This window comes from Clostridium sp. Marseille-QA1073 (assembly GCF_054863625.1).
In genome coordinates, this window is record NZ_JBSVQM010000017.1 from 1 (window position 1) to 14,494 (window position 14,494).

The 14,494-nt window shown below is 27.3% G+C and carries 12 protein-coding genes; all 12 read right to left on the minus strand.

Annotation, left to right across the window (positions count from 1 at the left end):
• Positions 1–26 precede the first annotated feature (26 nt).
• The 12 genes from ACY1IQ_RS14485 to ACY1IQ_RS14540 all read right to left on the minus strand — a co-directional run bounded on the left by ACY1IQ_RS14485 (position 27) and on the right by ACY1IQ_RS14540 (position 14,494).
• Entirely contained in the window at positions 27–1,463 is a 1,437-nt protein-coding gene (locus ACY1IQ_RS14485) for an O-antigen ligase family protein (RefSeq protein ID WP_461614621.1), read from the minus strand.
• Positions 1,464–1,475: 12 nt separating this feature from the next.
• Complete coding sequence (locus tag ACY1IQ_RS14490) at positions 1,476–2,816, minus strand: ABC transporter substrate-binding protein (RefSeq protein ID WP_461614622.1); 1,341 nt, start codon at positions 2,814–2,816, stop codon at positions 1,476–1,478.
• 536 nt (positions 2,817–3,352) lie between these two features.
• Positions 3,353–3,901: a nitroreductase family protein gene (locus ACY1IQ_RS14495; protein ID WP_461614623.1), complete on the minus strand. Its 549-nt coding sequence runs from the start codon at positions 3,899–3,901 to the stop codon at positions 3,353–3,355.
• A gap of 55 nt (positions 3,902–3,956) precedes the next feature.
• On the minus strand, positions 3,957–5,510 hold the full coding sequence (gene murJ, locus ACY1IQ_RS14500) for a murein biosynthesis integral membrane protein MurJ (protein WP_461614624.1): 1,554 nt from the start codon (positions 5,508–5,510) through the stop codon (positions 3,957–3,959).
• A 14-nt stretch (positions 5,511–5,524) separates the two neighbouring features.
• The gene (locus ACY1IQ_RS14505; protein ID WP_461614625.1) at positions 5,525–6,634 is read right to left on the minus strand and encodes a glycosyltransferase; all 1,110 of its coding nucleotides are present in this window, start codon (positions 6,632–6,634) and stop codon (positions 5,525–5,527) included.
• A gap of 337 nt (positions 6,635–6,971) precedes the next feature.
• A complete protein-coding gene (locus tag ACY1IQ_RS14510; RefSeq protein ID WP_461614626.1) occupies positions 6,972–7,688 on the minus strand; it encodes a WecB/TagA/CpsF family glycosyltransferase in 717 nt (238 codons plus the stop codon).
• Positions 7,689–7,700: 12 nt separating this feature from the next.
• On the minus strand, positions 7,701–8,354 hold the full coding sequence (locus ACY1IQ_RS14515; RefSeq protein WP_461614627.1) for a sugar transferase: 654 nt from the start codon (positions 8,352–8,354) through the stop codon (positions 7,701–7,703).
• 165 nt (positions 8,355–8,519) lie between these two features.
• On the minus strand, positions 8,520–9,770 hold the full coding sequence (locus ACY1IQ_RS14520) for an O-antigen ligase family protein (protein ID WP_461614628.1): 1,251 nt from the start codon (positions 9,768–9,770) through the stop codon (positions 8,520–8,522).
• A gap of 118 nt (positions 9,771–9,888) precedes the next feature.
• Positions 9,889–11,064 (minus strand): DegT/DnrJ/EryC1/StrS family aminotransferase, encoded by a 1,176-nt coding sequence (locus ACY1IQ_RS14525; RefSeq protein ID WP_039631199.1) that lies wholly within the window; start codon positions 11,062–11,064, stop codon positions 9,889–9,891.
• Between the two features lie 25 nt (positions 11,065–11,089).
• Positions 11,090–12,124: a glycosyltransferase family 2 protein gene (locus ACY1IQ_RS14530; protein WP_461614629.1), complete on the minus strand. Its 1,035-nt coding sequence runs from the start codon at positions 12,122–12,124 to the stop codon at positions 11,090–11,092.
• Between the two features lie 58 nt (positions 12,125–12,182).
• Entirely contained in the window at positions 12,183–13,361 is a 1,179-nt protein-coding gene (locus tag ACY1IQ_RS14535; RefSeq protein ID WP_461614630.1) for a glycosyltransferase, read from the minus strand.
• Positions 13,362–13,390: 29 nt separating this feature from the next.
• Positions 13,391–14,494, minus strand: a complete 1,104-nt coding sequence (locus ACY1IQ_RS14540) for a glycosyltransferase family 4 protein (protein WP_461614631.1) — start codon at positions 14,492–14,494, stop codon at positions 13,391–13,393.

The window sequence follows — 14,494 nt, forward strand, 5'->3', positions numbered from 1 at the left end:
CCTCAATAAATAAATTTATTAATATTCTATTTTTTTACATTTAACTTGTTAATATTTTTTTCATCTTCCTTTGAATTTAATATAGTCATTCCAAATAATAACCATAATATTAATGTAGGAGTTATTACTCCTTTATGGTCAAATTCTCCTCCAGTAAGAACTGATATAATTATAAATACAATTATAGCAGCAAAGATCCCTCTATTATGCTCATAATTTTTTAATGTTGCAGATAATCTATTTATAATTATAACTATAAATAAAATCATAACTATTATCCCATATTCCACTCCTATTTGAAGGAATAAGTTATGGGCATGTTCTAATGAATAATCTGCTACTTGAAGATTTGCTCTCATCAAATCAGGCATATTAAGATATCCTTTTTCCGCATATTTTAGGTACATATCACCATAACTTCCTCCGCCAATACCAAAAGGATGTGCTATCATCATTACAAAAGAAGTAAAGTAAGATTGAATCCTTGCCATATTTGACTGACTCATAAAAAAACTTGTTGTTGCATAACCTCTAGTTAATATCTTAGACATTACAGGCTTAAAAGCTATAGGTATTGCTAATAATTCTAATAAAGCTACATATTTATATTTTTTACTTATAAATATAATTCCAATGGATATTAAATAGCAAAGCCACGCTCCTCTTGAATAAGTCATATAAGTGGCTAAAGAAAATAATCCAAAAGATATAAATAAAAATATTTTTTCCTTTATATTAGTTTTCTTATATAAAATCATTTCAAAAAGAAGTGGTAATATAAGTATCAATACAGCAGAAAATATATTTACATTATGATATCCGAAGGTTAAATATAGCCTATGATATTTAACCTGAGAAAAGGATACTCCTCTCATTTGGGCTATACCATATAAACAACTAAAATCTAGCCCTGCTATTAATGCATAATAAACATAATACTTATCACTCTTTGAAAGATTAGCAAGTACTACAAGTATAAAAGCAATAGGTATTATAATACTTATATAAACGTTAGCAGCACTATTTAATACATTGTGAGAAAATATGCTACTGTTTACTGATAGTATCAGAAAAATTATTGTATATATTATAAATTTTGAATTTAAACTTCCTTTACTCTGTAATAATCGTAAGATGGTATTCTTTATTTCTTTAAAGCTAACAACAAAAGCTGTAGAGATATAAATGGTTTCAAAAGTTATTTTAAATATAAATAAGTTAAAATAACAAAACTTACGAGCAATTACTAGAATTGGAAAAGATAAAATAAATAGTAGAATAGATAATCTTTTATCTTTAAATAGTAATAGTATTTCTAGCACAAGGAAAAATGCTGACCCTACAAACATGATAGCGTCCTTTTTTCCATATTGAATCATTATAGGAAGGGCTAGAACTATCGATAAAGCAAGTGAAATTAATCCTAATTTATAATATTTATTTATTAACTTCTTAACGTCCATAACTACACCTTCCTACTTATCTGTATATAAATCAAAGTTAAACTTATTTTTCTCAACTTCAAATTTATAAAATTCTTCATAATATTTATTTAAATTCTTTATTACTTCATCTATAGGCTTTTTTCCTGTTATAGCAGCATAAAGCTCGTCTAAAGTCCCTGTTTGACTATAAGTTATAAATACAGTTGGATCATATTTTTCAACTATATAATTATCTGAATTGTTATATTTATTTAATGGATTATCTCCTAAATTTACATCCTTATTATCAAGTAATAATGGTAACCCTTTATTTAACTGCATTATTTCGCTATTAACTTCATCACTTACTATCCATTGTAAAACCTCTTCAACTGCTTCTTTTTCCTTAGTTTCCTTATTTACAACTATATATGTAAAAGGATCTACATAATGTCTTACAGGTTTATCATTGATATCAAATTTAGGTATATCTTCTACTCCAATTTCAAAACTTAGCGGTTGAGCATTATAAAAATTATTTTTATCTTCAAAAGTAGAAAGATACATAGCAGATTGTTCAAAATAAAAATCATTTCTCACTTGCTTTTTATCTTTTTCTGCAAAATCTTCTGGAATTATTTCTAAATCATACATCTTTTTATAAACTTCCAGTATTCTTTTAGAAGCTGAAAAATCATACTTTCCTTGTTTATAGTCCCAAAAACTTGTATAAATATTTCCATCAACTAAACTTGGTACACCTATAACAGCTTTCATTGATGCATACTTACCAAGTGGAAATTGAAAAGGTATTATATCTGGTTTTTTCTCTTTTATTTTTAATGAATACTCTATTACCTCATCCCAAGTTCTTGGAGGTCTTTCTGGATCTAATCCACATTCTTTGAATATTTCTTTATTCCAAGCTAGTTTTACATTACTACCAGATAACTTTATTCCTATAGGATTTTTATCATAATAAAATAATTTATCTTCTCCAACTTTGCTTAAGTCTAGGCTTAAATCTTTTAGATTAGCAATTTTATCATTTTTAATTAACTCTGTATAACCATATTGAAATATATCTGGTCCATCATCAGAATACAATGAAATCTTCAATCTATTAACATAATCTAAATCTTTAAAGTATTGAAATCTTACATAAATTTCATCTTGACTAGCATTAAATTTATTAATTTGATTTTCTCTTAATTGAGAATCTGTTGCAGTCATCATCCAAAAATTAACTACTTTTCTTCCTTCCATTTCTTTTGGTATTATTGCTCTTTCCTCTTTGTTGCCATCAACAAGAATTCTGTACATAAATGAACCTAATAAAACTATAAGGGTAAATATTATGTACTTACTATATTTTTTAAAAAAATCTTTCATAATAACCTCCGATTATAATTACTTATTCTTTAAAAGATTTTATAACCTAATTGATATGGAGTTTTTAAAAAACCAATTAAATTATATCATATTAAAATTTAAAACAAAAATTAATACTCTTAATTGATATTTTAATACTATATTTAATACTTTCCTTTAATAAAAGATAATATTAAAAGATTGATAATTAGGAATATGAATTAATGTACTTTTACAAAATATTATTATAAACCTTTTTGTGAAAAAGTAAAATTATAATCTAATATTTTATTATTTTTATAAGAATCATATATGAAAATTTAAAACTCTAGAAAATAAATTTCCTAAAAAATAGCTTAACCTTTTAAAAATTAAGGATTAATAATTAGGAATACAAATTTACGTGAAAATTCATCCTTAGTAAATTTTAAAAATAAAACTATTCTAAAAAACTCTAAAGGTTTTGACTATGAAATTTTAACTATAATTTATGTCTTTCATTCTTAATCGTCTATTAAAATAAAATGACCATAATAATATATGGTCATTTTATTTTATTAAATATTTTCTGCATATGGGTTATTAAAACTATTTAAAAATACAAACTCACTAATATCTTTTTCCTCATTATGTTTTGCTTGTTCATTACTTTTACCTATAGGTGTTAAAGCAATAACTCTAAAATTACTTGGTATTTTAAGAGATTCTTTTATCTTATCTTCATCTAATGATGCAACCCAACAGCTTCCATATCCTTCAGCAGTAGCAGCTAAAACAAAATGTTCCATAGCAATGGAGGCATCTACTAAATAAAATTCTTTATTATCTACCTCTCCAGATTCTTCTGGATTAGCTATAAATACAACTACTATAGGTGCCTCAATAACTGCATTAGCTGCTTCATTTCCACTATTTAATATAGCTTCTGATATTCTTTCTTTTAATACTTCATCTTTTACTATTATAAGTTTATATGAGCTCTTATTTCTCCACGATGGAGCCCTCATAGCTGAATTTATCATCTTAAGCAGCTTATCTTTTTCCACCTCATTATTTTTATATTTTTTTACACTAACTCTTTCTTTTATTACATCATAAAATTCCATAAAAATCACACTCCTTAATTTTATTATGTGTGTTTTTATAAAAATAATGTAATAGTTAAGAGCTTTTAGCTTTTCCTTTAAAATGATTTAGAAAATCTATAAATACCTGTATTTTTAATAGATAACAAAATGCTGCATAAGATGTAATTCCTATTAAGGTAGAAGCTAGTATAATTATAGCCTCACTTAACCTAGCAACTGTAAGAATACCTTTTAAATATGTACTACTAAATAACACTAATATTCCCATTAATACTGAAGATATCAATATTTTTATCCCATCTAAAATTATAGTACTCATGCCTAGCCCTTCAAACCTTTTACTTAAAGCTCTACTTAATATTATTGCTGTAATTATTGCTGATAAGCTTGCAGAAAGAGTTAATCCTTCCACTCCCATTCTTTTGTATAGAATAAAACTAAATAAATAATTTAAGACTATACCTATTAAACTATTTATCATGGGAGTTTTAGTATCTTTTATAGAATAAAACCCTCTACTTAACACATCCCTGATACCATAAGCAATCATTGCTGGTGAATATAATAATAGAGCATTAGCTGCTAACTTAACATTTTCATTAGTAAACTTTCCTCTTTCATATATTAGACTTATAAGCGGCTCTCTTAAAACTATAATTCCTATAGTTGCTGGTATCATTATAAGAAGTATAATAGCAATTCCCTTATTCAATGCCTCCTTAAATTTCTCATTATTTTTTTCTGAAATATGAGATGCTAATATAGGATATATAATCATTGATACCACTACTGCAAAAACCTCATAGGTCATCATAGTTAACTTGTTGGCACATTCTAATATAGCCGTTGCTCCTTCATAAAGAGAAGTTGCAAAGGACTTATTAACAAATAAGTTTAGCTGTATTGAAGAGGTGCTTATTATTATAGGTATCATAAGTACCAATAATTTTTTAAGCTTTTCATCCTTTAAATTAAGAGTAAATTTATATTTATAACCTAAAGAAACAAACTTAGGGACATTTATTAAATACTGAGACATAAAAGCTATTACTGTAGCAACTGCAAAACCTATAACTCCAAAACTATCAACAAAAAATACTAAATATATTATATATACTAAATTTGCTACTGCTGCCATTGCTGTAGGAGCAATAAAATGTTGATGTCCTTGAAGCGTACCTGCTAGTACCCCCTGAAGAGTTAAAAATAACACAGATAAAAACATTATTCTAAGTATTCTAGAGGTCAATATACTTAGCTCTCTATTAACTGTAAAACTATTTGCAAAATAATAAACTATTTGATCTGAAAAAATAATGCCTAATATAGTTATTACTAAAGTAAAAATCATAGATGCTGTAAGTACATTATTTACAAAAACTTTTCTTTCCTTTGATTCACCTTCACTGTTCATTTCAGTTATAAAAGGTATTATAGTTGTACTTAAACCATATCCTATACTTGTAAATAAGTATATTACACCTAAAGCCCAAACATAAATATCAGCCTCTCTAGTAGCTCCAAATTTAGCTAGCATAAGAGAATCTCTAGCTATCCCTAAAAACTTTCCCAATATAACTAAAATCATTACAAAAATTGAACTTTTAACTATTTTACTTTTACTCATTTACCTACTCCAAATTAGTTATTATCTATTATAGACTTATAAAAACTATAATAGTTACTCCAGAATTTTTCTACTGTAAACTTCTCTAGAACTAAATTATATATGTTTTCTCCCATAGCTTGTAAATACTTTCTTTTATCGTAACATTCCTGCATCGCTATATAAATATCCTTTTCATTTTGTGAGTTAATTATAATTCCATTAGATGGATTTATAATATTCTCTAAATCTCCTACTTTAGTAGAAATTACAGGAGTTTTAACTATGGCAGATTCTAACATAGCTAATGGAGGAGCACCACCTTCACTATAGGAAGCTATTACGCTACAATTACAGACAGACAAATAATCTGTTACATTATCAATAAAACCTGTTAAGATAACCTTATCTTCTAAGTTTAATTCTTTTATAACCTTTTCTATATCTTCTCTTAATCCACCGTCACCCATTAAGATTAATTTACTATCAGGTTTTTCGTAACTAAACTTTCTAAAAGCTTTAATTATATTTATATAATTCTTTATAGGGTGAAACCTGCCCACTACACCAAAAATGAAATCATCATCAATAATATTTAACTTTTCTCTTATATTAGCTTTATCTTCTTTTGAAAATATTTTTTTTATATCAATGCCATTGTTCACAACGGTTTTTTCACCAATAAAATGCTTTTCATCTAATAAATTTAGCAAATTTTGAGACACACAAATATAATTATTAAAACTCTTTAATCCTAAAACACTAAGAGGAGTATAGATATAATACTTAATTTTATTATTTAAGAAGTCATATCTGTAGTCACTATGAATTGTAGCTGTAGTGGCAGCTCTTAATTTTCTTCTAATAAAATAATGGATTAAAAAAGGTTGAGCTCCGTGAAAATTTACAATGTCTATTTCATTAGAATTTACAAATTCTATAATTTCCTTATTAATGATATCTTTTTTAAAAAACTTATGGGGCATATTAGTATTTTTTACTCTATTATATAGGTATCCATCTCCAAGACAACCTAATATATTATCAAAATACTTATTTTCACTACTACAAAGATTTAGTATATGATTAGCCCCTCCTCCATTATCATTACCTGAAATAATATGAAGTACTTTTATTTTAAACACCTCCTATAAATTAATGCATAATTCTCAATGCAAAATTCACAATTATAGTTGAAATTAATTCATTATGAATTAATTTCTTAAATTAATTTTTAGATATATAATTTTTAAAATTAATATTAATAAATAAAAATATAGAGCCTTTTTGCTCTATATTTATTATACTCTTTAATTATAGTTTTCATAGTATTATTTGCTCTAAGGCATCTGCAAAAGAATAATAGACCAATATGTTAGCCTATTTTCCATCATACTGCGTTGTCAGAACCCGCCCATAGCTCCACTATGAGCAGAATCTGACGCCTTGTCTGATATAAAATATACTAACATCTTTAATCTATTATTCCCTTTCAGATGCCTTAACAACTTTATGAAGGAATTTAGGTATTTCACCTAATCTCTTAATCCTTGAAGGCTCTTTTATTGTCCTATAAAGCCATTCAAGACCTAAATTTATCATCCACTTAGGTGCTCTGTTAACTTTACCTGAAATAACGTCAAAACTGCCCCCTACACCCATAAATATACTGCAAGGTAGTTCTTCCATATATCTTATTATAAAATTTTCTTGCCTAGGAGCACCCATAGCTATAAATAATGCATAAGGACTTTTATTTTTAATTTCCTCCACAATATGATTACAATTATTCATATCAAAATATCCATTATGACTACCTATAATGTCTATCTTAGGATATTTTATTTTTAATTTATTTATACATCCATCTAAATTTTCTTGTGAAGTTCCTAAAAGATATACTGGTTTTTCTTCAACTTCACAATACTTAATTAATTCTTCCATAACTTCAATGCCAGCTATTTTTTCCTTTACAGGAGTTTTAACCAGTTTAGAAGCTATTACTGTACCTATACCATCCGGTATAATTACAGAATTATTGTCAGTAAAACTTCTAAATAAAGTTTCATTTGTTAGTCCCAAATTCAATATTTCTGGATTACCAGAAATAATATTTACTTTTTCTTTTTGCACTACATAATCAATTAATTCTTTTTTAGATCCTGAAAATATAGTGTAGTCTAATAATTCTATACCCATTAGATCCTCCAACTAAAAAGCTCCTTCACTCTTAAATACTTTTACCACTGTTTGAAAAAGTATTTTTATATCTAACCATAATGAAAAGTTTTTTATATATGTTAAATCATAATATATAGTTTTTCCGAGTTCAATTTCTCCTCTTCCATTTACCTGTGCTAATCCTGTTATTCCAGGCAGTACCAAAAGTCTTTGATAATAATTTTCTGGGTAATATTTAACTACATCAGGTATTTCTGGTCTAGGACCTATTAAGCTCATATGCCCAAATAAAACATTAAACAATTGTGGTATTTCATCTAAACTAGTTTTTCTTAAAAAAGCTCCTGCTTTAGTCACTCTATTATCTGATCTGCTTTGAAATACAAAATTATCCATATTGCTTGGATCAATTTCTAATTCTTTTTTAGTCTCTGCTGAAACCACCATAGTTCTAAACTTATATATTGTAAAATTCCTTCCATTTTTTCCAACTCTAACTTGCTTAAAAACTGCTGGTCCTTTAGAATCAAGTTTTATCCATATAGTAAGTATCAGAAATATTGGAGATAAAATAATTATACCTATTAAAGAGAATATTATATCCATTAATCTCTTAATTGCAAATTGTATAGATTTACCTTTAATCTCACTATAAACATCTATCCTAATGTCATTATTATGCATTAACATTTCCTCCATTTAATAAGGCATCAATAAATTAAGTAACTAATCTCTATGTTTATATATTTTGCTTATACTAAGGTTATAGATTTCACTAATATCCTCACTATTAGCAAAACATTTATTCCATATTTTGAATAGTTATTTTACATGCCTAATCTTTAATTATTAAGATACTTTATGCTTTCTAAACTGCAACAATATAGCCTCTCCTAATCCTATAAATACCCAAAAATAAGTTGTTGTTTGTGGTGAAAAAAATAAGTTATCAAGCATATTCATAAGTAAAAATCCTATGGCTGATGCCATAAATCCCATATAAAAAAATTTATAATACTTATCTTTTGATTTCTTATACACTCCTATTATAGTTTTAATTGAAGCTACTAATGTAGATATAAACAATGCTATACCAAATATACCGAGCTCACTTTGTACCTTTAAATAAGAGTTGTGACTACTAAATCTATGATAGTCGGGATATTTATATTGAGGATATTTTTTAACATATTCATCATATAATGATACATAATTTCCATTTCCTACTCCTAATATAGGATGTTCTTTTATCATCATTCTCGCAATTTGCCATAATTTTATCCTAGGTCCATTAAGGATTTCTTCTGTAATATTTGTAAACCTTGATAGAAGAGATTTATCAAATAAAAATATAGGTATCCCAAGTAAAAATAAGAATAAAAATTTATAGCTATACAGAACTCCTAAAACTACAAATCCAATTACAAGCCCTATAATTGAATTCCTAGAAGCGGTAAGCAATAAATTAATTAATACAAGTAAAGATAGAATTACATAAAATCCTCTAAGCCTATTATTTTTTGTACTAAAACTTAACATCATAATAGGGAAAAAAGCTAATACTAAATATGCTCCAAATCCATTAGGATTTTGCATAGTAGAGGTAATTCTTACTACTGTACCACTAGCTTCTAAACCTGTAAATTTCTCATTTAATCCTACTCCAGTGAAGTATTGAATTACTCCAAAAATACAAAGTAAGGTTGTGGTCAACAAAAAACATCTAATTATGGTTTTAACTCTTTCCTTATTGTTAGCTTCATATTTTATTATGAATATAAGCCCAATATAAGTTATAAATCTAAAAGTCTCCATAATTGATAGCCCTTTTTCTGTAGCATAAGAAATAGAAAATATCATAATAAATGATAGTAATATCATAGATATTCCTAAAAATGATAAAAAGAAATCTTTTAAATTTTCCCAAAGTTTTTTTCTATTTTCTGAAAATAAAAGCATGTTAATAACATAAAGTAATATTATTAATATTAATAATACATCGGAAATTTTGCTAAATCTCCCCATACTTTCACTAATTAGTGGAAGTATTACTATGTAAGCACATATTAAAAAATATATTACCTGTGACATAATACTCATTTAAACACCAACTTTATAATTTAAAATCTCTTAGTTTTTTAGAAAAATTTAATTATTTTTTCTAAAGACACCTTGTTTAAAAGTGTCCCCTACTAAATGTAAGGGACATTTTAAAGAATTACTTCTTGTATTTATCTACAATTCTCTTAACTGCATATATTACATCTTCTATATCTTCATCAGACATTTTTGGATATAATGGTAGTGATAAAATTTTATTAAAATGATTTTCTGTCACTGGGAAATCTCCCTCTTTATATCCAAATTCTTCTCTATAATAAGACATTAAATGTACAGGTATAAAATGTACACTTGTTCCTATATTTTCTTCTGCCAGTTCTTCTATAAATTTATCCCTATTAATAGTTAATTCATCTAGATTTAATTCAATAACATATAAATGCCATGCATGGTCACAGTAATCTTTAGTTACTGGAGTTATAATTTCCTTCATATCTCCAAAAGCATCATTGTATGCTTTTGCAATTTCTATTCTTCTGTTTTGCATATCATCTATTTTATCAAGTTGTCTTAATCCTAGTGCTGCTTGTATGTCAAACATATTATATTTATATCCTGGATATTCTATATCATATCTCCATGAGCCACCTTTTCCATATCTGTTCCATGCTGCTTTACTCATACCATGACTTGATAATATTCTAGCTTTTTCTGCTATTTCATCATCATTAGTTGTAAGCATACCGCCTTCCCCAGTACAAATATTTTTAGTAGCATAAAAGCTAAAAGATGCGCATTGTCCTTCTGCACCAATTCTTTTCCCTTTATATTTAGTATCTACAGCATGTGCAGCGTCCTCTGATACAAATAAATTATGTTTTTTTGCTATCTCCCATATTTTATCCATATCACAAGCGTGACCTGTATAATGAACTGGTACTATACCTTTAGTTCTTTCCGTAATTTTTTCTTCTATTTTATTTGGGTCTATGCAGAAAGTAACTGGATCAACATCCACAAAAACTGGTGTTGCACCAGTGTGTATTATAGTATTTGCAGAAGCTGAAAAAGTCATAGGTGTTGTTATTATTTCATCTCCTGGGCCCACTCCGTTAGCTACCAAAGCTATGTGTAATGCTGCTGTAGCTGAATTCATAGCAATGGCATGCTTAGCTCCTGTATATTCTGCAAATTTTTTTTCCATTTCTATAGTTCTAGGTCCTTTTGCAATCCATCCTGATTTTAGTGCATCTACAACCTCATTTATATCATCTTCTCCAATTAATGGTAATGCATAAGGTAAAAAAGTCTTTCTAACTTCAGTTTTTGACATTATTCTTCACTCCTCTAAAATATATCTATCTTGATGTTTTAATATTCTTTTCTATACTCTTTTTTGATTTAAATAGTAAAAAAACAAATATTCCTTCTAAAAATCCACTTCCGTAACTTAAATGTAGTATAAAAAAGGTTAACATTACTTGAGGAACATATTTTAAATTTTCCTTTGATGTTTTAAATGCAAAAGTAAAGGCACCTAAGAAATACGCTAATAATTCTGCCGCAAAACCATATCTTACAAATTTAAAGAATGGACTTAGTCCTATTCCTAATATCATACTTATTACAAATAATACAGGGATTAAATGTCTTATTGATGCTGGTCTTTTATGCTTTTGAATTACTCTTACCTTCCAAAATCCATATTGATAATACTGTCTCCAAAGCTTAGAGAAAGATCCTCTTGTATAATAATGAGATATTATATCCGGTGATAATAAAATCTTATTTCCACTTTGAGTCACCCTAAAGTTTAATTCATCATCCTGATTTCTTACAAACTCTTCGTCAAATAATCCAATTTCATCAAAGATTTTCTTTTTATAAGCACCAAAAGCAACAGTATCTACATATTGTTCTTTATCAGAGAATCTAAATAATGCATTACCCACTCCAAAAGGAGAAGCCATTGCTAATGAAATTGCTTTGGCAATACCATTTTCACTAATATTAATTATTTTTCCCCCAACACAAGCTAAACTTTCATCACTATTTAATTTTTCTACACAAAGCTTCACATAATCTCTATCCATATAAGCATGTGCACCAAAAATTATAATTATTTCCCCTTCTGCTCTTTTAATTCCTAAATTCATAGCAGATGGAGCAACTCTTTTTTCATTTAATACTAATTTAACTTGAGGGTATTTTAAATTAAATTCATTTATAATTTTTTGAGTATTATCCTCTGAATATCCATCACAAACCAATACCTCAATATTCTCAATTCCATAGCTTTGTTCTACCATCGATTGTAGACATTCACCTATATATTTTTCTTCATTTCTACAGGGAATTACTATTGAAACCTTTGTCTTCTCTGTCTGATTCAATATATCACTCCTTAATTAGCAACACAATATTATAATTTAATGAAAATGCTTCCCATAATTATTTTTGTAAAAGCTTATTATACAACATTAAATTCTTTTTTGCATTACTTATCCATGTACATTCATTTATGACTTTTTCTTGGCCTCTCTTACCAATGGCTTGCCTAAGGTCTTTATTACTAATTAACTTATCTAGCTTATCTGTTAACGAATAGACATCTTTAGGGTCAGCTAGCATCCCATTAAAACCATCTTCTATTATATCATTAATGCCTTCACCTTTCACTCCAATTATTGGTTTTCCAAAAGACATAGCTTCAATGTATACCACTCCAAACCCTTCTTTATAACTAGGCATAGAAAAAATATCACATTTTCTCATATGTTCCATAGTATCGCTATGAGAAAGTCTGCCTAAAAAATTAACTTTTTCTTTTATGTTAAGTTCCTCACACAGAGCTTCCAAATTATCTCTTTCAACTCCATCACCAATAACAGTATATATTAAATTTTCATGCTTTTCCATCAAGGTTTTTAAAGCCCTAATATTTAAATCTATTCCTTTTATCTTTAATAGATTGCCAGCACTTAAAATTTCAATATATTCTTTATTCCCCTCTTCTATAGAAGGAAATTTAGGTATCTCCACTCCATTATGTATAACCTCAATTTTTTCATAAAATTCTTCTTCACTTACAACATTTTTCAACTTATTACTTACAGTTACAATTCTATCGCAACTATTCAATACCCTAAATAACTTTTCTTTACAATCATTACTTTTATAAATAGTCTGTTGAAAATCTTGACCATGAATAGTAGTTACATGAGGAATATTTAACTCTTTATTTATCATCATAGTTGCAAAACCATCTGGCAGTGCTACATGAGAATGAATTATATCTGGTTTAAATTCATTTATAATTTTCTTAACAGTTCTCTTGATACCCATAGCCATGAAATATCCAGATTTCGAAAATAAAATTCCTTTTGGAAACTCTAAATATCTAGGATAGCATATCTCTACACCTTCTAATACTCTATTCTTAGGTATCTCACTATATTTTTTCCATTTACTACTTATTAAACCTAACGGAAAAGGAGCTAAAGGAATAGGGGATACTACTTTTACTTCACATCCCTCATTCATTAAAGCCTTTACTTGTTTATGAACAAATATCCCTGCCATCTCATTCATAGTATTAGGATACATATGAGATATAACTAAAACTTTCATTCTACATCTCCCTATACATTTTACAAAAACTATTCTATTAGTTTATTGTAAAGTTCTATAAGCTTTAATTTCTCCACTTCCCAAGAATAAACCTTTTCTATAAGTTTTCTATTTTTATTTCCTATCTCATTAATTAAATCAGGATTTTCCATATAAAACTTAATATTTTCAGCTATTTCATTAGGATCTTGTGGATTTACGTAAGTAGCACTATCTTTAAAAACACTTTTCCAATAAGGAAAATCTGAAATTATCATAGGCAACCCACAAGCCATATATTCAAAGGCTTTAGTAGGCCAGCTTACTACATAATTTGCCGCTGGATGAAGTGTACACATCCCTAAGTCACTGGATTTCATATAGGAATATACTTCATTCACAGATACTCTACCTAAATAATCAGTATACTTCCATCCTTCAAGACTTCTACATTCATCTTCAAAAGCTTTATCATCAAAAGCACCTAAAAGAATTAATCTTGCTTCTCCTTTAAGTAATCCTATAGATTCTATAAGTTCTTTTATTCCTCTAATTCTTGTAAGTCCACTGGCACATATGATATTAAACTTATCATTCTCCAGGGTTTTAGGCTCTGATTTATCTATAACTTCTAAGGAAGGTACGTTTCCAACTACTATAGTTCTAAGATTTTTATAAAATTTCTTTTCAATTTCTAGTATTACAGTTACAACTGCATCAAATTTTTCAGCATTATTTTTTTCAAATATATTAAAACTTTTAGATACAATTTTTCTGATGAATTTAGGTCCTAACCACTCCTTGTCTAAAATTTGATTAGGCACATCTTCATGAACATCATATATGACTTTTTTATCTTTTCTTTTTAGTTTTATTCCTAATGAAATTAACTCAGGATCATGAAAATGGTATATATCTGCATTTACTGATAATGCTAATTCATAAGCTAATTTTTTCTTCTTAAACATTCTCTCTATTCTACTACTACTTTTAGGTAGTGGAATGATATTTACTCCATCAATAGTTTCCTTTTTATCATGAGTTGCAATTAAATATACTTCAAAACCTGCATTTGCTAGCGTTTTACACTGCTTGTGAAATATTCTATTATCAAAAACAGGATGAGCAGTTGTAATATGACAAACCTTAGTCAT

What these genes read in the sequence shown, in the direction of transcription:
- ACY1IQ_RS14485 (WP_461614621.1), bottom strand. Translation starts at nt 1,463, where the DNA reads ATGGACGTTAAGAAGTTAATAAATAAATATTATAAATTAGGATTAATT.
- ACY1IQ_RS14490 (WP_461614622.1), bottom strand. Translation starts at nt 2,816, where the DNA reads ATGAAAGATTTTTTTAAAAAATATAGTAAGTACATAATATTTACCCTT.
- ACY1IQ_RS14495 (WP_461614623.1), bottom strand. Translation starts at nt 3,901, where the DNA reads ATGGAATTTTATGATGTAATAAAAGAAAGAGTTAGTGTAAAAAAATAT.
- murJ (WP_461614624.1), bottom strand. Translation starts at nt 5,510, where the DNA reads ATGAGTAAAAGTAAAATAGTTAAAAGTTCAATTTTTGTAATGATTTTA.
- ACY1IQ_RS14510 (WP_461614626.1), bottom strand. Translation starts at nt 7,688, where the DNA reads ATGGGTATAGAATTATTAGACTACACTATATTTTCAGGATCTAAAAAA.
- ACY1IQ_RS14515 (WP_461614627.1), bottom strand. Translation starts at nt 8,354, where the DNA reads ATGCATAATAATGACATTAGGATAGATGTTTATAGTGAGATTAAAGGT.
- ACY1IQ_RS14520 (WP_461614628.1), bottom strand. Translation starts at nt 9,770, where the DNA reads ATGAGTATTATGTCACAGGTAATATATTTTTTAATATGTGCTTACATA.
- ACY1IQ_RS14525 (WP_039631199.1), bottom strand. Translation starts at nt 11,064, where the DNA reads ATGTCAAAAACTGAAGTTAGAAAGACTTTTTTACCTTATGCATTACCA.
- ACY1IQ_RS14535 (WP_461614630.1), bottom strand. Translation starts at nt 13,361, where the DNA reads ATGAAAGTTTTAGTTATATCTCATATGTATCCTAATACTATGAATGAG.
- ACY1IQ_RS14540 (WP_461614631.1), bottom strand. Translation starts at nt 14,494, where the DNA reads ATGACTAAGGTTTGTCATATTACAACTGCTCATCCTGTTTTTGATAAT.